The sequence below is a fragment of the Tenuifilum sp. 4138str genome, from assembly GCF_041102575.1.
Lineage (GTDB): Bacteria > Bacteroidota > Bacteroidia > Bacteroidales > Tenuifilaceae > Tenuifilum > Tenuifilum osseticum.
Map to the genome: position 1 here is coordinate 12,785 of NZ_JBGCUE010000001.1, position 21,721 is coordinate 34,505.

General features: G+C 43.8%; 13 protein-coding genes. 3 read left to right on the forward strand and 10 right to left on the reverse strand.

Annotated features, from left to right (window positions below; genetic code table 11):
• Positions 1 to 1,272: an MFS transporter gene (locus AB6811_RS00050; protein ID WP_369488154.1), complete on the forward strand. Its 1,272-nt coding sequence runs from the start codon at positions 1 to 3 to the stop codon at positions 1,270 to 1,272.
• A 65-nt stretch (positions 1,273 to 1,337) separates the two neighbouring features.
• Here the strand turns inward: AB6811_RS00050 and AB6811_RS00055 are convergent, their stop codons facing one another.
• Positions 1,338 to 3,392 carry a hypothetical protein gene (locus AB6811_RS00055; protein WP_369488155.1) on the reverse strand — a complete coding sequence of 685 codons (2,055 nt, stop codon included), beginning with the start codon at positions 3,390 to 3,392 and terminating at the stop codon, positions 1,338 to 1,340.
• Between the two features lie 133 nt (positions 3,393 to 3,525).
• Here AB6811_RS00055 and AB6811_RS00060 point away from each other — a divergent pair, with 133 nt between their 5' ends.
• A complete protein-coding gene (locus tag AB6811_RS00060; protein ID WP_369488156.1) occupies positions 3,526 to 3,738 on the forward strand; it encodes a DUF6485 family protein in 213 nt (70 codons plus the stop codon).
• A 52-nt stretch (positions 3,739 to 3,790) separates the two neighbouring features.
• Here AB6811_RS00060 and rocD read toward each other — a convergent pair whose 3' ends face one another.
• On the reverse strand, positions 3,791 to 5,002 hold the full coding sequence (rocD, locus tag AB6811_RS00065; RefSeq protein ID WP_369488502.1) for an ornithine--oxo-acid transaminase: 1,212 nt from the start codon (positions 5,000 to 5,002) through the stop codon (positions 3,791 to 3,793).
• Between the two features lie 299 nt (positions 5,003 to 5,301).
• Between rocD and AB6811_RS00070 the strand changes: the two genes are divergently transcribed.
• Positions 5,302 to 5,853, forward strand: a complete 552-nt coding sequence (locus AB6811_RS00070; protein ID WP_369488157.1) for a nitroreductase family protein — start codon at positions 5,302 to 5,304, stop codon at positions 5,851 to 5,853.
• 63 nt (positions 5,854 to 5,916) lie between these two features.
• Here AB6811_RS00070 and AB6811_RS00075 read toward each other — a convergent pair whose 3' ends face one another.
• From AB6811_RS00075 to clpB, 8 genes are all read right to left on the reverse strand, one after another.
• Entirely contained in the window at positions 5,917 to 7,815 is a 1,899-nt protein-coding gene (locus tag AB6811_RS00075) for a methyl-accepting chemotaxis protein (RefSeq protein ID WP_369488158.1), read from the reverse strand.
• 6 nt (positions 7,816 to 7,821) lie between these two features.
• Positions 7,822 to 8,541, reverse strand: a complete 720-nt coding sequence (locus tag AB6811_RS00080) for a TorF family putative porin (RefSeq protein ID WP_369488159.1) — start codon at positions 8,539 to 8,541, stop codon at positions 7,822 to 7,824.
• 95 nt (positions 8,542 to 8,636) lie between these two features.
• Entirely contained in the window at positions 8,637 to 11,477 is a 2,841-nt protein-coding gene (locus AB6811_RS00085; protein ID WP_369488160.1) for a PD-(D/E)XK nuclease family protein, read from the reverse strand.
• A gap of 8 nt (positions 11,478 to 11,485) precedes the next feature.
• Positions 11,486 to 11,965, reverse strand: coding sequence for a VirK family protein (locus AB6811_RS00090; protein WP_369488161.1), 480 nt, complete (start codon positions 11,963 to 11,965; stop codon positions 11,486 to 11,488).
• A gap of 86 nt (positions 11,966 to 12,051) precedes the next feature.
• Positions 12,052 to 13,008, reverse strand: a complete 957-nt coding sequence (mnmL, locus tag AB6811_RS00095) for a tRNA modification radical SAM protein MnmL/YtqA (RefSeq protein WP_369488162.1) — start codon at positions 13,006 to 13,008, stop codon at positions 12,052 to 12,054.
• Positions 13,009 to 13,099: 91 nt separating this feature from the next.
• The gene (locus AB6811_RS00100; RefSeq protein ID WP_369488163.1) at positions 13,100 to 14,482 is read right to left on the reverse strand and encodes a redoxin family protein; all 1,383 of its coding nucleotides are present in this window, start codon (positions 14,480 to 14,482) and stop codon (positions 13,100 to 13,102) included.
• A gap of 71 nt (positions 14,483 to 14,553) precedes the next feature.
• A complete protein-coding gene (locus AB6811_RS00105; protein WP_369488164.1) occupies positions 14,554 to 17,757 on the reverse strand; it encodes a UvrD-helicase domain-containing protein in 3,204 nt (1,067 codons plus the stop codon).
• A gap of 214 nt (positions 17,758 to 17,971) precedes the next feature.
• Positions 17,972 to 20,560, reverse strand: coding sequence for an ATP-dependent chaperone ClpB (gene clpB, locus AB6811_RS00110; protein ID WP_369488165.1), 2,589 nt, complete (start codon positions 20,558 to 20,560; stop codon positions 17,972 to 17,974).
• Positions 20,561 to 21,721 lie beyond the last annotated feature (1,161 nt).

Below are 21,721 nucleotides of genomic sequence, written 5' to 3' on the forward strand. Positions count from 1 at the left end.
ATGTTCAGGTACATCGATATACGTTCATACTTTAACCGGGTTGGTTTTGCTTTTAGGGCATTGAAAAGCCCTAACTTCAGGATGTTCTTTTATGGGCAGATTGTTTCGCTCATGGGCACCTACATTCAGAACTTGGCGTTAGGTTGGCTTATATATCGGTTAACCGATTCCCCTTTTCTGCTTGGGTTAGTAGGTTTTGCAGGTCAAATCCCATCACTTTTTCTAACGCCAATAGCCGGCGTTTACGCCGACAGGGTAAACCGAAGGTATGTGCTTATTGGTTCGCAGGCTTTATCAATGGTGATGGCCTTTACCCTAGCAGCGCTTTACCTTACTGGAGTGCTTCAAATTTGGCATATCATACTGATTGCTGTTATAAATGGAGTTTCGCTTGCTTTCGATACCCCATTCCGTCACGCTTTTCTGCTGGAGATGGTTGGCGACAGGGACTTGCTTCAGAATGCCATAGCGTTGAACTCAACACTGATTAACTCGGCCCGTTTTATTGGGCCTACCATAGGCGGTTTTATTATTGCGTTGTTGGGCGAAGGGTGGTGCTTTATAATCAATGGGTTAAGTTTCATGGCGGTTATAGCATCGTTAATGTCGATGAGGGTAAAGCCCATGAATACTCATCATCACCATGGTTCCATCTTCCAGGAACTGGCTGAGGGTTTAGCCTATTCATACCGGAATAAAACAATTAGGTATCTGCTTTTACTAATTTCGTCAATTGGGTTTATTGGCTTGCCGTTTCAGGTGTTTATGCCCGTTTTTGCCCGCGATATCCTTCATGGTAACTCACAGTTGCTTGGATTTCTCACTGGCTCGCTTGGTGCTGGTGCATTGGTGGGTGCTTTCTATTTGGCTTCGAGGAAAAGCATTAGAAGTTTACCAAAGATTATTCTTGTTTCTTCCATTCTCTTTGGGATTGGATTGTTTGTTTTCTCGCTATCATCAAATATAGCTGTATCGCTTGGAGTAATATTTATTACTGGATTTGGTATGATTGTTCTGTTTGCAGCAACTAACACTCTTCTGCAGCACATTGTTGATGAGGATAAGCGGGGAAGGGTGGTTGCACTCTACGGTTTATCGTTTATGGGTATTACACCTCTTGGAAGCCTTTTGCTTGGTTCAATTAGCCCTACATTTGGTGTACAGCTAACCCTTACAATATCAGGATTGCTTTGCCTGTTAGCGGTGGTTTTGTTCGGCAGGAATTATGGAACTATCGCTCAGACCGTAAAAAGATTTGAAAACAGCCACTAACCCTGTTCTGGTATAAATAAAAAGCCGTCCTAATGCGGACGGCTTTCAAGTATTGTTGGGTTGAATTACTTTTTCTCGGAGAGTTTTTGTACGGCAACTGCCGAAGCCTCAAGAATAGGAGTAACCGAAAGAGGCTCACCAACACCTTTCTTAAGCCAGAGTTGAGGGATTAAACGACCCTGTGAGTAAATCCGTTCAACCTCTGCAGCAAAAGAGCGACCACGGAACTGCTTTTCCAGCTGAAAATCGATAAGATGACCTATTGGGTAAGCCGATAGGTAAAGCGGATTGTCAATCATATGTGAGTAAATGGCAAGTATGGGCTCGTCGGTGCTGCCAAACACATCGGCGTAGTATTTATTCCAAATGTCGCGCGCAATGGTAAGGGTAGCATTACGAACCTCATCGGCGGTAGCATTGGGGTTGTTGTACAACCACTTCCAGAGGTTAATATCAACCAGCGATACGCCCATAATTTCGTAGCACGACCAAAGGTTATCGAGGGTTTCAAGGTATTCCTTATCGGGGTTAACCTCCTTCATGCCCAGCACATCAAGGTCGCGTTTCTGGAACACGAATGCCAATGCCTCAGTAAAGGCTGTGTTAGGCACACCGTGCATTATGTAGTAATCAACATCGTGCAGGGTAATGGTTTGCTCCACGTTGTGGCCAAACTCATGCATGGCAATGTTAAATCCCTTGTAGTTCATGCCCGAAGCAGGAACACGGGTGCGGAGCAGTGCCACATCGTTGTGCATCTCGGCACCCCATGCATGCCCTGCGCCACGCGAGGCCTCAACTTTTACCCGGTCGGCAATGAATTTAGCTTTTTCCTTGCTCCATCCGAGCGAGGTAAGGATATTTGGAAGCTCAGCCTCAAAGGCTTTGGCATCGCGAAAACGCTTGGTGGTAATGCCATCAAGTTTTTCAGCAGGGATGCCGCTGCGGGCTTTAAATCCATCGTACCAGATATCGAATGGCTGTAACGGGCGACCTAAGCGCTGGCTGATTAGTTTCCCAGCTTCGCGAACCTCCTTTGACGATACCAAATCAATAAACAGCTGTTCAACCTCATCGACCGGAAGTTCAAACTCACCCTCAAACTTGCGTTGTATGTAGTTTGGCATTTTAAGGGTGTACTCGTCAATAGCTTTTAGTGCCTTGAATTGGTTTATTACATGCTGGTAGCGAGTATTAGGCTCGGGTGTAGCTTGAACCTCATTACCTTCCTTGGTTAAAGTATTGGTATATGGATTCCACTTATACTCGTTGCTGTTGATAACCTGCTGGGGTATGGATTGGTCTATGATTCGCTTCATCACCTGGTAAATCATCTGCTGGTGAGCAAGTCCATCCTCCTTGTTGGCATAGTGCGACTTTAGCTCATCGCGCAATCCCCAGTGCGATATCAACTTCATATCGGCAGGGAACATGGTTTGACCCTTGTCATCCACAAGGTTGCCCATGTAAATGTTATACTCGCTGATGTAGGTATCGGCATTGGTGTTTACTGTTGAAAAGTTCTGGATGAGCTGGGCCGGAACTCGACTTGTGAACATATCGCCCATGCGAGCGTAAGCCCATTGCTTGCGGCTCCAGTTTTCACCCATTTCGGTTTTTTCCTTCAGGGTGTAGTATGGGAAGTTTAGGGCAGTAATAAATGCAATCTTGTTGGCATAGAGGTCGTCGTTTAAATGTGCTGCCGCGTTGTATGAGCCAAAGAGTTCATCAATGGGGGTTACTGGCCCCCAGTCCAGGTGGAGGGGTTTCATGAGTTCCTTACTCAACAGGATGAAGTAGCCATTTAGCATTTCAAAACCATAGGATAGCTTGTTGAATAGCTGCTCCAGCGCTGCATCGTCCGATACAAATTGTGTGGTGCAGAACTGCTCAAAATCGGTCTCGGTGCCATCGGTAATCCTCCAAAGCATGGCCACTTGAGCAACTCCGCGTTCAATTCTTTCCTTTTGGGAATCGCCGTGCTGTTTAACCAGTTCAGCAGTTACTTTTTTCACTGTGGCATCGCTAATGGGCGATACGTCCACCTTTTGTTCAGGTTGATTGCACTGTGCCATAAGCAATGCGGTTGCAATAGTTAGTAGTGTAAATATTTTTCTCATGGTGAGTTGGTTTGAGTTTAACAATGTAGTTACAAAAATGCAAATTCATAGGTTAGATTGCAATTCATTCTGAAAGTTTATCAAGTTTTTTACTATAGAATTATTTTTGCTGATGTTTAAAAGTGAATTAGCTATGGATTGTAAAAAAGAGAATAACTCCAAGTTTTGCAACTGCTCCTACCCATGCGGTAAGCATGGTGTGTGTTGCGATTGTTTAGCCTATCACCGTAAGAATGGCGAACTGCCTGCCTGCTATTTTCCAGCCGATATTGAGCGTGGATACGATAGGTCCATTGAAAATTTTATCAGAGTGGTTAAGGAAAGGGGAACAGGTTACTTAAGGTAGAAAATAAAAAAGGTGACACGTAAGTGTCACCTTTTTGGTGTGTAACTTTTTACTATTCAAATTGTTTAAAAGCTTCCTTGATAAGGCCAATAGCCTCACGTAGTTGCTCCTCAGTAATAACAAGGGGTGGGGCGAAACGGATAATATTTCCGTGAGTTGGCTTTGCCAGAACACCTTTTTCGGCCATGGCCAAGCAAACGTCCCAAGCTGTTTTACCGGGCTTATTACGGATAACCACTGCGTTAAGCAATCCCTTACCACGAACAAGCTCAATCATTTCGCTCTTGATGTTCTTCATCTCATCGCGGAAGATTTTGCCAAGGCGTTCAGCGTTTTCAGCAAGTTTCTCTTCCTTAACTACCTCAAGGGCTGCAATGGCAACCTTTCCGGCAAGTGGGTTCCCGCCAAAGGTTGAGCCATGCTCGCCTGGCTTAATGGTAAGCATAATCTCATCGTCGGCAAGCACGCACGAAACAGGCATTGCGCCGCCTGAAATAGCTTTACCCAGAATTAGGATATCGGGACGAACTCCTTCGTGATCGCAAGCTAGCATTTTACCTGTGCGGGCAATACCGGTTTGAACCTCGTCGGCAATGAAAAGCACGTTGTGCTTCTTGCAGAGGTCATAAGCTTTTTTCAGGTAACCTTCATCGGGAACAAATACACCTGCTTCGCCCTGGATTGGTTCAACAAGGAAACCAGCAACATTAGGGTCCTGCAATGCTTTTTCAAGGGCTGGAATATCGTTGTAAGGAATCTTGATAAAACCAGGAGTGTATGGACCGAACCCGCCATAGGAATCTGGGTCGGTTGACATGGAAATTACGGTGATTGTACGGCCATGGAAATTGTTCTCGCAAACAATAATCTTGGCCTCGCCATCCTTAATTCCCTTAACGTTATATGCCCAGCGGCGGCAAAGCTTTAGTGCAGTTTCATCGGCTTCGGCTCCGGTGTTCATGGGTAAAACCTTGTCGTAACCAAAGTATTTGGTTACATACTCCTCAAATTCGCCAAGTACGTTGTTATAAAACGCGCGTGATGTTAGGGTTAACTTTTGTGCTTGCTCACACATGGCGTTAATGATTTTTGGGTGGCAGTGCCCCTGGTTAACTGCTGAGTATGCCGATAGAAAGTCGTAGTAACGCTTCCCTTCAACATCCCATAAGTAAACGCCTTGACCCCTTTCCAGCACAACAGGCAGTGGGTGATAGTTATGAGCGCCATACTTGCTTTCGCGCTCCATGTAATCCTTTGGTGTCATCTTGCTCATAGTTTTTGTTTTTTTGTTATATGTTGATATTTAGATGATTATGTTACTTCTAATCAGTTATTTGTCGTTTTGCAAGGTTAAGTATTGTTAACCAATTTTCAAAGAGTTGTTTAGATTTACAAAATATGTTAAGAAACATAAGTCGGAAAACCTTTGAAAACAATGATATTCCTAACAATTCGTAATGAATTTAGCGATTGAATTCAGGGTAAAAAATCTCTACGTTGTAATAGCTTTTTTAAACTTTGTTGGGGTTATCTTGTTAATGCAACAAATAATTCAAAAATAGAATGAACGAAATATTACAATCAATTCAACAGCGCCGAAGCGCTATGGCCTTTAGCCCTGAGCCAATTCCAAATGAGCATTTAATTCAGCTTTTTAGGGCTGCCATACTAGCTCCATCGGCATATAACGAACAGCCCTGGTTGTTTTTTGTTGCAAACAGGGGAAATACCTCAGCCTTTGAAAGTGTGCTTAATACCTTAGCCCCTGCCAACCAGGAGTGGGCTAAGAGTGCAGGTGCATTAGTGGTTACAGCAGCCCGTAAAAACTACACCAGAACAGGTGAGTCCAACTACTATGCCCTGCACGATTTGGGAATGGCTACAGCCATGTTTTTAGTTCAGGCTCAATCCATGGGTTATGTTACACATATGATGGGCGGCTTTGACCATATAAGCATTAGGAGTGCTATTAAACTTGATGATGGCTACCAAATTGGAGCGGTAATTGCTTTAGGAAAACCCGGAAGCATCGAAAATCTTAACCCTCAGAATAAACAAAGAGAACTGTCGCCACGGATTAGGCTGGAGCTTGAAAAGATCTTAAGAATTCTTTAAAATTATAAAACCCGGACCATTTATATTATTGATCCGGGTTTACTTTTAAAATCACTTTAGGGATTAAAGCATAAAGCTTTCGACCATATGTATAAGTTGTTGCGCTTGGCTATTTAGCTCTTCAGCACTTGATGCAATTTCCTCAGCCAGCGATGCGTTATGCTGAGTGAGTTGATTTAGCTGTTGGATAGAGTCGTTTACTTGGTTAGCCCCTGCGTTTTGTTCCACGCTTGCAGCAGCAATTTCTTGAACTAATTCAGCAGTTTTCTCAATTTGAGGTACAATTGATTCAAATTGTTTACCAGCCGATTCCGCAGTACTAACACTTGAGTTTGAAAACTGTCCAATTTCATCGGCAGCCGTCCTACTACGTTCAGCCAACTTACGAACCTCAGCGGCAACAACCGCAAAACCTTTACCATGCTCTCCGGCACGGGCAGCCTCTACGGCTGCATTCAGTGCAAGTATATTTGTTTGAAATGCAATGTCGGTTATAATATTTATTTTTTCATTGATCAGCATCATGGACTTTATTGCTGATGTTACTGACTCTTTCCCTTTTTTTCCACCTTCAGCTGCCGATTTTGAAATTTTTTCGGTTTCCTTTGCATTGTTGGTGTTTTGCTGAATGCTTGAAACCATTTGTTCCATTGAACTGCTGATTTCTTCTACTGACGATGCTTGTTCATTGGTTCGTTCCGATAGCTGTTGGCTACCTTGGCTCATTTGTGAGGCTGCTTGGGTGAAGCTTTCCGCAGCATCTCTAATACCAGAAATCATCTCTTTAAGGTTATTAACCATGTTTTTCATAGCAAGGTAAACCTGGCCAATCTCATCGGCAGGGATATTGTCGTTCATTTGTATTGATAAGTCGCCATTGGCAACTCTATTGGTAACCACTACCAGCTTATTTAATGGGCTAAGTATTCGGCGCAGTGCCAGTACTAAAAGAGTTATTCCAATTGCCAGCATTACTAATCCAATGCTTATTTGATACCACATCATCGCCCGAGCATTGGCTGTTATATAGCTCATTGGAATCGAAAGCCTAACCTGCCAGGGTAATTGGCTGTTGCCTACATAAATTGGGACTTTAACATTAAGCCAATCATTTTCTTCTTCTTTAACTTCCTGACCATCCTTAAGTAGCTTTATTTGACGGGCATAATCGGTAGGGTCTAATTCCTTGAGCGATTTTCCAATCTGGTCTGCATTAATGGTTGAAGCCACAATAACTCCCTCATTACTGAGAATTGAAATATTTGCTCCTCGCTCAAGCAAGTAAGATTTTGACACCATTTCCTGAATGAAGTCAATAGTATAGTCAATACCTGTTACCCCAATAAACCTGTCGTTGCCAATGATTGGAGCCATAAACGACACCATGTAAACCATCTTCCCCTGAACCGGATAGTAAACAGGTTCTGTTACAAAGTCAGTTTTTAGCTCTTTGGGTCTAAAATACCAGGGTGCCTTACTGGGGTCGGTATAATCTATTAATGGCTCAATTACATATGAACCATTTTCTGATTTTGTTAAATAGGATATAAATCGTCCAGTTTCATCATGCCCGGGTTTGTTGATAAATTGGTTGTCTTTTCCATCGAAGGCGTTAGGTTCAAAGCAAAGAGTGAACCCGAGGTAATCGGGGTCGCTGAGTAGAACCTGGCCGGCCATTCGTTGTGCTTGCTCCCGGCTAATCGCATTGCCTGTTCCTGAAATTGTAACATAGCTTAAGGCATCGGCTATAGCTCTTGCTGAGAGCATGGCCTTATTCATTTTATGCTTTATAAGATCGGCGTAATTTTTTGAAACTGCAACAGCTTCGGCCTTGGCATCGTCAATTGCAACCCTTCTGGCATTCATTGCACTAAACATTACCTGGGCTGAGATTATTAAAAAGATGCTTCCGCCAACCAGTAATGAAAGTTTTACCAGAATCGACTTTGATCTTAGTTTCATACCCTCTTACTTTAAGGTTAGTCCTACAACAAAATACACATCCTCCTTGGCAGGGTTTAATATGAATGAGGCTGATAGAGGTAAGGAAAAATGGTCAGTTACCTTTACATCTTTAGAAACTGTAAATCCCAAATTGACTATGTTGGCGCCTGTGTGGTAGAGCCCCTTTGCTGGCGTTCCACCTAGAAATACATCTATTGAATAGTCATTAAGGTTAAACGGATAACCCACCTCGAAATAGGTGGAGTAATACTGATTGCCATCGGCATCGCGATCGTTTCCGTAAAAGAACGTGGCGGCTAGCGCCCTAAGCGGAAAACTCTCAGTCCCATTCCAGGCAAGTGTGACTTCAAGGGCATGGCCGGTTATCTTTCTGTCCCACTTAAAGTATTTAATTGAGGCCATGTCCGCTTCGTTTTCATTGTAGTAGTCAAATAGGGTTGCGGAAAAACCTCCAATAGCGTATGTAATATACAGATCTACTTCAGCGTAGTTCTGGTTAAAACTGTATGAAGCCCAACTTCCGATGCTAAAATTACCTACTGATAGCGACAGATCAGGTTGAAAGTTTGGGCTGGAGTTATATAGCAAACCCCTCCAAATATACCTGCTTACAATGTTAATGCTGTAATCAACTGAAACATTTGAATTGGAACTTGATGTTTCTTGCGCAATTGAAACTGAACCAGTCAGAATAATTGCCAAACCAATTATTATCCTTTTCATGTGGTTGATTTTTTTGTGTTATCTTAAACGTACGTTCAATAACATGAAAAGGTTTAGTTTCAATATTTGAAATTTTGGTGATATTTATCACCTTTTTAATGCCTATTACATATGGAATTGAAACTACAGTTTTCGCATAGCTTGATGTTTGATGTCTGTGAAAATGGGCTATCATCAACTATTCTGTATATCAATGATTTTAGGTAGCTAATAAATTCTTCCCAAAACTCATCGGTATCCGGAACTTCGGTGCTTGGTATTCCGTCGGTGCTGCGAACATACCAAAGCAGAATGTCAACATCACCATTGCCTAAACTATTTTCTTGGGTATAAATGAACTTGTAAACAAGTTGCTGGAACAGTCCATCCTTATCGATTTTCCCATCAAAATCGCTGATGTTGCTAATTTTAGTTTTGGCTGGTTCGTGCTTACCGGTTTTAAAATCTACAATGGTCAGTTTCCCATTTTTGAGTTCCAAACGGTCGATTTTTCCGCCAAGTCGGACGTTTAAGGCTTTGCCGTTAAGTTCAATTGGTATTACCGTTTCAACTTCTTCCTCTATTGCCAACAGCTTGTATGGTGTCCTGTTAGGGTCGGAACTTAGGGCATTCCTTACCATCCAGTTCACCCTTTCCAGCAGCAACCTATTCCGCCCGTTCAGCTCATCGATATTTCCGTTAAACTTACTAATTTCTTTAAAAGCCCTAAAAACAGTTTCTTCAACTAATCCAAGCTGGTTAAGTCTGTTCTGGATCTGGTCTTTTGTCACTTCTTTACCAACAAAACCGCTATAGATTTGTTCCATTGCTTTATGGAATACGCTGCCAATGCCCATGGCATCGAGCTCTTCATCGAGCTCATCGGGGGCTGATATGCCCAACACTCTGTTAAAAAAGAAACTTAAGGAGCAGTTCTTAAACTCCGATAGAGCCGATGGGGAGAGGTACCTACTGCCCTCAGTTGTTTCAAAATACTTGCTTAATCTTTTAGCAATGGCCTCATTTTTAGTCACCTCAATAGGTCTTTCGCTATTTACGCCAAGATCAAAGTTAACGGTTACTTCTTTTATGTTTAGGTTTGACTCCATTTGAAGCTGCTTAACAAAGCGACTTAGTTCACCCGATTTTAATCCCTCGGTTATGTTTGTGTATACAAGGTAGATATTTTCGGCGCGTTGCATTAAGCGGTAAAAGTAGTAGGCGTATACCGCATTTTGGTGCTTGTAGTCGGGCAATCCGTATGCTTGCCGTAGGGTAGGCACTATGAACGATGGGCTAAAGTGGCTTCCCGGTAAAAGATTGTCGTTTACCGAGAGAATTACAAGGTTTTTAAAGTCGAGGTTACGGGTTTCCAGGAAACCCATTATCTGTATACCCGAAAGAGGCTCGCCTATAAACGATACTCTTTGCTCAGCTAAAGCTTTGGTTAGGTATGAGCGGAACGTTTTGTTGGAGTATTCTTCATTTATCTCCGATATCACTAGGCTTAACCGTTTTAAGGCTCGATTAATGGTAAGCAGGTATTCAACTTCAAGCTTAAGCTTATCGTCGTTAGCATCCATTTCATGGGTTAATCGGCTAACAATTGAGTTAATGCACGTGGCAAGGTAGTTTGCCAGCTCTGAACCCTTGGTTACAGGCTTGAAAATTTGCTCCAGGATGTCGCTTCCACTAAAGGTGTCGGGGGGGATGTTTAGTAATTGCCTATCGATGATTATATCCCTTATCCTATTGGCCTCGTCGGGGCACGCAAGTTGAATGTAGGGATGCGATAGTATTAGCAGAACATCGCGGTAGTAGAACTTGGTTTGTTTATCGCTCGATTTTTGGAGAGTTAGCAGGGCATCAATAAAAGAGTAGGCCGAAGTTTCGCGCAGCGGATACTCCATGGTAATATTGGCATTACTGTACTTCTCGGGTAATGCCGTGAGCAGCGGAAGCAAAAGTTTCTCGTCGGGTAAAACCACTGCCGTGGTTAGCTCATTAGTGTTGTTAATGTTTAGCTCATCAAGAATATCGGGAACAATTTTGGTTTGTGTTACTTCCGATGGCGATGAAATAAGTGTTACCTTTTTGCTAGAGCCTTTATTCCCAATGAAATCAAAGGTTGTGTTGCTAAGAGCATTCGGAAACAGTTTAAGATTCTGGCGCATGAATAGTCCTGCCTCGTGATCGACACCTGTTGGGGAGTTTATGTAGTAATTGTCGTAGTCCCAATAGAAAAGCGCTCTTTCTCCACTTTTTAGAAGCAAAAGCAATCGTTGTTCCGACTTGCTTAGTGCGTTAAACCCAATAAAAACAAATTTTTGATTTGGTATGGCTGATGTGCCGCCCTCCAATTCCTTTACGGCTAGCCGGTAAGCTAATCCCTCGTAGGCTATTCCTTCCGATATTAAGCTGTTGGTAAAGGCATTGTAAATTCCGTAAAGGTTTGCCCAAATTTTTGAGTAGCGTGAACGAATTAGCGATTCGCCCTCGGATGAAACAAGGTTTAGGAATTTTTCAATTAGTTCAATAGTTTCCTTATCAAACTCGTTGAATTGCTGCTCAATTTCCTTAAGGTCGTTGATATTGGTGAATAGCTTTTTAGGGTCAACCAGGTATTTGTCAATCTGGTCGAAATCGGAAAGCATTACATTTCCCCAGAAGTAAAACTCATCGTAAGGTTCAAGGCTGTGGGTGGCCTGGCAATAAACTTTGTAAAGCTTATAGTTGAGCATTAGCGGGTCGGCTGGTTTTACACCAGAATAGCTGAACATCAGGTCGCTAATGGTTGTTGTTTCAGGCAACCAAATAGGTTTAGCAATTTGCTTGCTAAGGTATCTGCTGAAGAAAAGCGATGCCCTTCGGTTTGGAAAAACCAGGGTTAATTTTGAAATATCATTTCCGTGTGTTGAGTATAAATGCTCTGCAACAGTCTCAAGAAATGGTTTCATTTTTTTTGTTATAGTCGGTAAAAGTAAATTGCTTGCTCTTTAGTGCTGTCGCCAAATTGTGTAAAAAAGTTTTCGCTCATCAACTCCTCTTGGGTGTTGGGGTCAAGGTACATAACTGTAACCTTAACCTTTCCGGTATCTTCGACCTTAAACTTAGCGTAGTTGTAAACAAATCCTTTTCCCTTTGGGTTTTGAATCAGCTTGTTTTCTGAGAAAACAACAAAGGCGTGCTCGTTTCCACGTACGGCTTTAGGGGCAAAGTACTCGTAGGTGTCAATGGTCATACCTCCAATGGCATCGGGCGATTTGTCCTGTAATTCATTATCAGCAACCAGGGTGCACTTGGCGTAATGTATTACAACCCTTACATTGTAGCCTGTATTCAGGGCTGCCATAAGCTCATCGAAGTTTTTTAACGCCTTGGGCTGAGCAATTGCTGCCGTAAAGGCTGAAAGGGTTATGGCAATTAAAATGCTTACACGTTTCATATTTTGTTTGTTTAAGTTCTTATCCGATTTAGTAACTGGTGTTAAAATAATTACTTGACACTAAAATAGTTTCTTATTTTTTTATTCTAAACTTTGTTTTCAAACAATCGCCCCTGCCAGGTGTCGCGTTTTTCGAGCACATTTTCAAATGCAATCATCAGCTGGTCGGTTCTCAGGTTGCCCCAGGGTGGAACTGCCAGGTAGCGGGGTGGCGCTTCGCCAGTAAAACGTTCAATTACAAAGTTAGGGTTTAACCGCTCAATAAAATCGGCAAGAAAGTTAAAGTATTCGTCCATGCTGAACAGCATGAACCATTCAGGATTGGTTGTGTACTGCTGCTCCATAATTGTTCCCTTGATTATTTGCAGCTGATGAAATTTTACGGTGTGTAAGGGTAACTTTGAAATAATATCGGCTTCGGCAAGCATTTGCTCCTGGGTTTCGCCGGGTAGGCCAAAGATGAAGTGGGCTCCTACGCGTATTCCGCGTTTACTTGTTTCGTTAATAGCCCAAACCGATTGTTCAAAGGTATGCCCGCGATTAATAAGTTGCAAGGTCCTGTTGTAGCAGCTTTCCACTCCGTATTCAAGGGCAATGTAGTATTTGCTGTTGAGCTGCTGAAAGTAGTCAAGTTTAGCTTCATCCACACAGTCGGGGCGAGTTCCAATCACTAACCCAATAATCTTAGGGTGCGAAAGGGCTTCGCTGTAAAGCGCCCTTAACTTCTCCAATGGGGCATAGGTATTTGAGTAGGCCTGGAAGTATGCCAGGTATCGGTCGGCCCTCCTGTAACGCACTGCATGGAACTCAATCCCCTCCTCAATTTGCTGGGTAATCGATTTTTGTGGTGTGCAGTAGCTGGGGTTAAAGGCATCGTTGTTGCAGTAGGTGCAGCCTCCCAGGCCAACAGTGCCATCGCGGTTTGGGCAGGTGAAGCCTGCATCAATGGTTAACTTTTGAACCCTGCCCCCAAACTCCCTCTTAAAGTAGCCCGAGTAACTATTGTATCGGCGTGTGTCGCCCCAGGGGTAAACTTTAGTCATGTTTATAGCAAATAACCTGATAAAGATAGAAAAACCTTGCCAAACAAAAAAAAGGCCGGCATTGCCGGCCTTCAGGTATTTGGCGTAATCATTAAATCTTTGCAAGCTCCTGGTCGAGCAGGGTACGGATTTCCTCCGACGATGGACGGGGTGCATTGGGGTTGATAATTTTACCATCGGCACCAATTAACACAAAGGTTGGGATTCCTTTAATCTGGTAATTCTTGGCGGCATCGGAACTCCAGGCACCATCGGCATGTAGCTGAACGCCACCCAATTTCTTTTCGGTTACCATTTTACGCCAGGCATCCATGTCGTCGTCGAGCGATATCTTCACAAAAACAATCTTTTTCCCCTTGTAGTCTTTTTCCAGTTTGTCCAGGTGAGGAATCTCGCCGCGGCATGGGCCGCACCAGGTTGCCCAAAAGTCAATGTAAACCAGTTTGCCATTGAAGTCGGAAAGTGACACTGACTTGCCGTTTATATCGTTGTAGGTAAAAGTGGGGGCGCTGTTACCCGGGGCAATCTTTAGCTTTTCGTTGTAAACCGATTGAACCTCCTGTTTGTAAACAGGTGTGGTACAGGCAGCAAGGTAGTTGTTGCAAATATCGTTCAGCTTCCAGAATTCACCAAACTGAATCTCTTCCATTAGGTACTGTTTCTTAACGTAATCCCTGATTTTAGGATTTGTGAAAATGCTGTCGATCATGCTGAAAATAGCAGGAAGACGTTCTTGTGCAGGTTTCGACGATAGTTCCTTGAAGTTCTGAGCCTTTTGAATTCTGAGCTGTGCGTATGTTTCAACAAGCGAAGCGTACTCGTCGTAACTCAGGTGTTCGCCGTTGTTCATGTCCACATTGTCAAAGAATGAGTAATCGGCGCTGTCGGGGTTAAATTCTTCGCCCGATAGGTAGGCCGAGTATTCGGGGTATTGGCTACGTAAGCGTAGCATGAAGTAGCGAACCCGGTTGGCCTCCATCTCAGCAAAGTTTTTGCTTTTGGCCTTTAACGAATCGGTTTTCTGGAATAATTCCTTGCTTATGGAATCAATCTTTAATCCAAATTCGTTGAGGTTTAGCGAGAAAAGGTCGCGCCAACCGCGGAAAATATTTTGAAGTTCCTTGCTGCGTGAGCGTAGGTTTTGGTTCAGTTCGCTGTTGCTTCCACTGAAGCTAATGCCATCGGCATTGTTGGCGTCAACCTCAAAGTAACTGCTATCGCCGGGTTCAAGGTAAAGGGTTGTTTGTATTCGGCCCGATCTAACTTTGAGCATCGCAGGATTGGCCAGGTTTACCTTATGAACAAAAAGCCCATTTTCATTTAGGGATATGGTATCAATAGCATCGGGGCTAATAACAATTACCTTGTTGTCGGTACCATTTGTGTATCGACCAGCAAGTGTGGTCGGTTTTGGCTCCTTTGAGCCACATGCAACCATAGCGGGTATGGTTAAATAGATTAAATACTTTCGCATTGTTAAACTGGTTTTGGTTAGTATTTAGCTAATTGATTGGTAAAGTTATTCATAATTACCGGATTTTTGACTTATACCTCCTCGTGTCGGTTTAATTGGAAATACCATAAATATCCCTTCACCCTTTCGTAGCCCATGCTTAGTAGTAGTTCTTTGTACTGCTCAACCTGTTTGCGGTGTTTTGGGGTTGCTAATCCAAATTTAAAATCGATAATTACAGCTTGGTTATCGCCAATAAGAACTCGGTCGGGGCGGTAAATATTGCCATCGGTGTTTACTATCGATGCCTCGTTTTTCACTTCCCAGGTGCTGCTGAACCACTGTTTGTAGGGTTCACTGTTTATCATCGATATTAAGCTGTTGTGGACATTTTGCCTTTGGTTTGCAGTAATGTACCCATTCTGAACAGCCCAATCCATGGCTTCATCCAAATCGTCAAGGGTGATAATTTTCGATAGAATGGCATGCATGGCAATACCGTGCTGCAAATCGCCCTTTTGGTCTATTTCGCCCGAATCCACTTTGAACTGCCGGGCAATTTTCCCACGCATGGGGTTGATTGGGTAATGTTTAATAAGTTTTGTTTCTTCGCCTTTACCTTCGGTTGAGCCTGCTTTGTTTGTAGACTTTTGACCATATGTGAAAGCTACCTTTTTCCCATCAACTACCTTTTGCGGACTTATGCTTGAGCTGTTTGGCAAAAACTTCAGAAAGCTGTTTTGGTCTACAATTTCTTGTGCTTTACTTGCTTCAACTTCAGCAAGCTTTTTGTCGGTAACCAAAATGTATAGCTCATGCTTAGCACGGGTAAAAGCCACGTATTGCAGGTTTATATCGTCTATCTCTTTGCAGAATTGTTCATCGTAGTAATCGGCTTCAAAGTATGTTTGAGCCAATGCCTTTTTTGGTTTTATTGGTAAAAGCGGGTAATTTTTAAGGATTTCGTTAGGTGTATCGGCCGGAAGCTTGAACCACATTATGCTGTCTTGTTGTTTCTGTTGGTTCTGCAGGTCGGCAAAGGGGAATATGATTATAGGGAACTCTAATCCCTTTGATTTATGGATGGATAGGATGTTGATGGTATTTTCGGTTTCGGCCATAAAAAGACGTTTACCTTTTCCGTCCTGCTCGTACCACTCAATAAACCGACTTAGCGAAGAAGTGCCCCTGTACGAAAAGTCAATAGCATACTCATGCAGTAGCGATAGGTAGGGTAGGTGGTCATTAATATCGATATCTTGGTCATGGAAGTACTTTTGAATTATTGCTTCAACCATATAACCCAAAGGGTAGAATCGGATAGAGCTCAGCCAATCAAAGGTATCGTCACTATCGGGAAGGAAGATACTTGGCCAGTGGATGGTTGCGTGTTGATTTTTAAGCAATGCAAATTCCTTGCGGAACTGAGCCACGGCAAGGGTGTCCTTTGGGTTTAGGGCGATTTTAAGTGCAGCAACGCACAGCCTTACTGCAGCCGATGAGTTCAGTATTAGCGCATCCTGCGAAACTATTTTGATAAACCCCGATAGCTGGGTGTCACTCTTGCTTAGCTGAAGCAGGAGTTCGGCTAGCTGTCTTCCTTGCTCGTTTTTGCGCACCAAAAAGGCAATATCGCCTGCCCTGTATCCCCTGTCTTTCAAATCAACAAGTATATTTCTAATGTGATTTGTAAAGTAATCGTTGGCTTCATCGGTCTTTGGTGGCATAAAAGCTACCTCTACATAGCCTTCCGGCTCAAGTTTCTTTACCTCCTGCTTAACGTCGGAATAGAGGTTTTTTAGGTTGAAGGCTGGGTTTTGTGGATTGATAGTATTTTCCCATTCGTTGATTTCGATGGCTTTTTGAAAGAAATGGTTGTTGAATTCAACAATCGTTCTTGCGCTCCGGTAGTTAACTGTTAGCTGCTTAACCTGTGGGTAAAACTGTCGCTCGGCCTCAATTCCGGCCATAATACGCCAATCGCTGTTGCGCCAACGGTAAATTGATTGTTTAACATCGCCTACCACCATGCTAAGTCCGCTGCTCCCTAAGCTGTCGGCAATGAGTGGTTCAAAGTTGCGCCACTGCAGCTGCGATGTGTCCTGAAACTCATCGAGCATGTAGCTGGTGTATTTAGTTCCAATCTTTTCGTAGATGAAAGGGGTGTCCGTTTGCGAAACAAACTCCTTGAGCAACGCACTACTGTCCGATAGGAGCATTACGCCATCGTCGTTAAGCTTTTCCCTGAGCTTTTTGTAAAGCTCGTTGATGATGTAAAGCGTTGAAATGTTTTCATTTATTGCCAGGGCGGTATTGTATAACCTGTAGTTGTAGTTAAGGTAGCTATAGAGCTCACGGTATTGGGGCATCAGCTGTTGCTCAACAAAGCCCTTAAGCATACTTATTTTTTCCTTGGTCAGCCAAACCGATATATCGGAAAGCGCATCTTCCGCAATGCTTTTAAGTTCAATAGGTGTAAGTCGTTTTAGCTCCGCAAGCTTTGCTATCACTGGTATAATTCCGCCTTTTTTCTTGAAAAAATCGCTGTAGTTGTCTTGGTTAATACCATCTATGCCAGAGCTGTAGATTTGTTCAAGCAATTTTCCTGCAGGTGTTTTAATACCATGGTATATTTCGGAGATAATTCGGTTTACCTCTGCTTTAAGCGCATTGAGCGTTTCCTTGTTGTGCATTAGTTCCCGTTCCTCGGAGCTGAGTAGCTTGTAGCGCTCATGGAATAGCATGTTGCCCAGGTTGATGAGGTCGTTTTGAATGTTGGGCGATTTGTTCTCGTCAAGCCTCTCCTCAATCAACCTTTTCACATGGTTAAATAGTTCGGGGTGTTTGGTAAGCTCATCGAGCAGCGTATCGGAAGCCTTCTCAATATAGGGCTTGTGTTCCAGAACCAGTTCATTGTTTCCGTGTTGGCCTAGTTCCCAGAGCAGGTTTTGGATTATGCGTTGCACAAAACTATCGATGGTGCTTATGCTGAACATTGAGTAATCGTGTAGAATGTTGGAAAGCGCTACCTCCGCGCGACTTCTTATTTTATCCTCGTTGAAGTCTGTTTCGGCTTTAAGGGTTTGCAGCAAATCTGGTTCTTCACTCTTTTTCAGCTTGTAAAGTTTTTCAATAATTCGACCTTTCATTTCGGCAGTGGCCTTGTTGGTGAATGTAACCGCAAGTATTTCGCGGTAAGCCTGCGGATTTTCAATGAGCATTTTGATGTATTCGGCTACAAGTCGATATGTTTTACCCGAACCCGCCGATGCTTTATAAACCAATAAACCTGCCATATGTGAAAAGAAAATTGAATTTGGAGTTTAGATTTAGGAGTTACAGAAAATTATTCATTAATCAGTTTTTTAATATCCTCTAACTTCCTCATGTTCTTTGTTCCTTAGTGTAATGGTTAACGAATCTCTTTTAGCTATTCACTTTTTCTAATCCTTTTCAAATATAAAAAAAGCCGCCCAAAAGTAGGCGGCTTGTCAGAAAAATACTCGGAAATTATCGGAAAACCAATATGTCGTCGCCAAAGTAGTCAACGGTTATGGTTTGTTCCTTGTTTATAGTTCCAGCCAGCAACTGTTTGGAGAGTTCGTTAAGGATTTTCTTTTGCATTACCCGCTTAATGGGGCGTGCTCCGTAAACTGGGTCGAATCCTATATCGGTTATCCATTCCACTGCGCTCTCACTAATTTCAATGCCTACGCCATTTTGAGCAAGCATCTGCTTGATTCGTTCAAACTGCAACAGAACAATCTGCTTTATTTCCTCACGGTTAAGCGGAGTGAACATTATTATCTCGTCCACACGGTTAAGGAATTCGGGCCTGATGCTCTGCTTGAGCAGCTCAAATACCTGGTTGCGGGTTCGCTCAAATACTTGTTCAGCATTGCTCTTGCTAAGCTGAGCGTAGTTCTCCTGGATAATATGCGAACCAATGTTCGATGTCATAATGATGATAGTGTTCCTGAAGTCGACCGTGCGGCCCTTGTTATCGGTAAGCCTACCATCGTCGAGTACCTGAAGCAGGATGTTGAACACATCGGGGTGGGCTTTCTCAATTTCATCGAGCAGAACCACCGAGTAGGGTTTGTGCCTTACCGCTTCAGTGAGCTGGCCTCCCTCATCGTAGCCAACATACCCTGGAGGTGCGCCAACCAGACGCGATACCGAGTGGCGCTCCTGATACTCGCTCATATCGATACGGGTCATCAGGTTCTCATCGTTGAAAAGGAACTCGGCCAAAGCCTTGGCAAGTTCGGTTTTACCAACACCAGTAGTGCCAAGAAATATGAATGACCCTATTGGGCGTTTGGCATCCTGTAAGCCGGCGCGGCTACGTCGAACGGCATCGGCAACAGCGGCAATGGCTTCGTCCTGCCCAACCACGCGCTTGTGCAACTCCTCTTCAAGGTGAAGTAGCTTTTCCCTTTCGCTCTGGAGCATGCGGCTAACCGGAATACCAGTCCAGCGCGATACTACTTCGGCTATGTCCTCAGCATCAACCTCCTCCTTGATTAGGGCAAAGTCGGCCTGAACCTTCTTGAGTTCCCCCTTTAGGTGTTCAATCTCGGCCTCGGCCTGTTTGATTCGCCCGTAACGTATTTCGGCAACCTTGCCGTAATCGCCATTGCGTTCAGCATCCTCAGCTTCATACTTCATCTGTTCAATACTTTGCTTGAGCTGCTGAATTCGGTCAATAACGTTCTTTTCGCTTTCCCACTTAGCGCGCAAACGGGTACGTTCCTCGTTTAGCTCAGCCAGTGTTCTGGATAGTTCCTCGAGCTTAGGTTTATCGCCCTCGCGCTTAATGGCCTCGCGCTCAATTTCAAGCTGCTTGATTTTGCGCTCAAGCTCGTCAATCTCTTCGGGAACCGAGTTCATCTCAAGCCTTAGCTTCGATGCGGCCTCATCAATAAGGTCAATAGCTTTATCGGGCAGGAAACGGTTGGTGATATACCTGTGCGAGAGCTCCACAGCCGCAATAATGGCTTCGTCCTTAATGCGCACCTTGTGGTGGTTCTCGTAACGCTCCTTTAGCCCGCGCAGTATGGAAATGGCATCGGCGGGTTGGGGCTCATCAACCACAACGCTCTGGAAACGGCGCTCAAGCGCCTTATCCTTCTCAAAGTATTTCTGGTACTCGTTGAAGGTGGTTGCGCCAATGGCACGCAGTTCGCCTCGCGCCAGCGCTGGTTTCAGGATGTTGGCGGCGTCCATGGCTCCCTCGCTCTTTCCTGCACCCACAAGGGTATGTATTTCGTCGATGAATAGGATAACCTCACCCTCCGATGCAATTACCTCCTTAACCACCGACTTCAATCGCTCTTCAAACTCGCCCTTATACTTGGCTCCGGCAATGAGTGCGCCCATATCGAGCGAGAAAATCTGTTTGGTTTTCAGATTTTCGGGCACATCGCCATTGACAATTCGGTGGGCAATGCCCTCCGCAATGGCGGTTTTACCCACGCCGGGCTCCCCAATAAGTATGGGGTTGTTCTTGGTTCGGCGCGATAGGATTTGAAGCACGCGTCGTATTTCCTCGTCGCGGCCAATTACGGGGTCGAGCTTGCCTGTCCGTGCCATTTCGTTTAGGTTAATGGCAAAGCGGTTAAGCGCATTGTAGGTATCCTCGGCGGTTTGCGAGTCCACCTTAGCACCCTTGCGTAGCTCAGCAATGGCTTGCTTCAGCTCCTTCTCGGTAATGCCTGCATCTTTCATTAGCTGGCCAACCTGTTCGCCGGCTGCAACAAGTCCCAAAAGGATATGCTCAACCGATACAAACTGGTCGCCCATGGCCTTGCTGTACTCAAGGGCTTTCTGTAAAACCCTGTTGGCTGCGTTGCTGAGATACTGCTCACCGCCCGATACCTTGGGCATGGAATCGAGCATGCGGTTCAGCACCGCATCAAAAGTGCCCGGGTTTACCCCCAGCTTACGGAGCAGGAATCCGGTAATGTTTTCGCCCTCATCAAGTATTGCGCGGAGCAGATGGGCTGGCTCCACAGCCTGATGGCTGTAACCCTGCGCAATTTCAACGGCTTTTTGTATTACCTCCTGCGATTTAATTGTAAAATTATTTAAATTCATACCTAACTCCTTTCTTTTCGCTTTTCTTTAATCAAAAGGAGAGCATCAAAAGGTTTGCCGTTGATTAAAATGCGCCAATATGACCGAATTTAATGGGTTTGAAATGTCAAAATGACGCTATGTGTTATCTTTTACACTGGTGGCGGTAGTTTGGTAAGGGTAAGTTTTGTAAAAATATTATATGCTACGCATTTTACCGTTTGTAATGGAGCGGAATGAGTCGGAATAACAGAATATTAAGAAGTTAGAGGAAGTTAGAAGAACTTAGAAGAAGTTAGAAAAAAGTTAGAGTAAGTTAGAAGAACTTAGAGGAAGTTAGAAGAAGTTAGAGGAAGTTAGAGGAATTTTTTAGTCCGTTAAACGTGAACCGTGAGCCGTTAACCGTTAAGCGGTGTCTAGTCCTGATATACGGGATAGGCAGTATTGAGAAATCTCATTAAAAAGTGAATGAAGGTACAAAGTGATGCTTCGGCTAGGCTCAGCATGACATCAGGGCTAAATTCTCTTCTGCTAACAACCATCAACCATCAACTATCAACTAAACTGGTGTCACAGAGTTACACAGCGTAACACGGTGTTGCACAGAGCGTATGACGTGGCATTCTCGAACAACGAACAACGAACAACGCTTCCAGCCCCTAGGGGCTTAATATTTGTATCTCCATGGCCACTCCCTCACGAGCAGCGATGCACACAATGACATTCCAAAGTTCAATACTGAAACATTGCATCGCAAAGGAAAAAAACATTGTTCACGCACGCGTTTGAAAACGCATACGACATACGCTACTCCGCACGGTAACTATCAGTAAATGTAGTAAAAATCCCTTCTTTCAGGCAAGTGAAAAAACTTTTTTATGTCCTGCTGACGGTTGCGTGTATGAAACGTTTGGCATTTCGAAGCGATTTCCTATCAAGTTACAACTACTTTTGATACGAGCTGAAACTCTCAATAAACCACTGACTGCTAAATGTTTTATACACGTTGTTAGCGTTTCGTGCTTTGTTTTCCTCTCTGTCAATTTTTTTCTTTTAATTTTTATTCTGTGCGGTGGGGCATTTTTTAAATTACTTTTTCATTGGGTTGGATTGTAGGCTCTTTGACAAAGCTTTGGCTATAGCGTTGGTTTGTGGGGCTTTGGCAATGTGCCTGCAATTGGG

What these genes read in the sequence shown, in the direction of transcription:
- AB6811_RS00050 (WP_369488154.1), top strand. Translation starts at nt 1, where the DNA reads ATGTTCAGGTACATCGATATACGTTCATACTTTAACCGGGTTGGTTTT.
- AB6811_RS00055 (WP_369488155.1), bottom strand. Translation starts at nt 3,392, where the DNA reads ATGAGAAAAATATTTACACTACTAACTATTGCAACCGCATTGCTTATG.
- AB6811_RS00060 (WP_369488156.1), top strand. Translation starts at nt 3,526, where the DNA reads ATGGATTGTAAAAAAGAGAATAACTCCAAGTTTTGCAACTGCTCCTAC.
- rocD (WP_369488502.1), bottom strand. Translation starts at nt 5,002, where the DNA reads ATGACACCAAAGGATTACATGGAGCGCGAAAGCAAGTATGGCGCTCAT.
- AB6811_RS00070 (WP_369488157.1), top strand. Translation starts at nt 5,302, where the DNA reads ATGAACGAAATATTACAATCAATTCAACAGCGCCGAAGCGCTATGGCC.
- AB6811_RS00075 (WP_369488158.1), bottom strand. Translation starts at nt 7,815, where the DNA reads ATGAAACTAAGATCAAAGTCGATTCTGGTAAAACTTTCATTACTGGTT.
- AB6811_RS00080 (WP_369488159.1), bottom strand. Translation starts at nt 8,541, where the DNA reads ATGAAAAGGATAATAATTGGTTTGGCAATTATTCTGACTGGTTCAGTT.
- AB6811_RS00085 (WP_369488160.1), bottom strand. Translation starts at nt 11,477, where the DNA reads ATGAAACCATTTCTTGAGACTGTTGCAGAGCATTTATACTCAACACAC.
- AB6811_RS00090 (WP_369488161.1), bottom strand. Translation starts at nt 11,965, where the DNA reads ATGAAACGTGTAAGCATTTTAATTGCCATAACCCTTTCAGCCTTTACG.
- mnmL (WP_369488162.1), bottom strand. Translation starts at nt 13,008, where the DNA reads ATGACTAAAGTTTACCCCTGGGGCGACACACGCCGATACAATAGTTAC.
- AB6811_RS00100 (WP_369488163.1), bottom strand. Translation starts at nt 14,482, where the DNA reads ATGCGAAAGTATTTAATCTATTTAACCATACCCGCTATGGTTGCATGT.
- AB6811_RS00105 (WP_369488164.1), bottom strand. Translation starts at nt 17,757, where the DNA reads ATGGCAGGTTTATTGGTTTATAAAGCATCGGCGGGTTCGGGTAAAACA.
- clpB (WP_369488165.1), bottom strand. Translation starts at nt 20,560, where the DNA reads ATGAATTTAAATAATTTTACAATTAAATCGCAGGAGGTAATACAAAAA.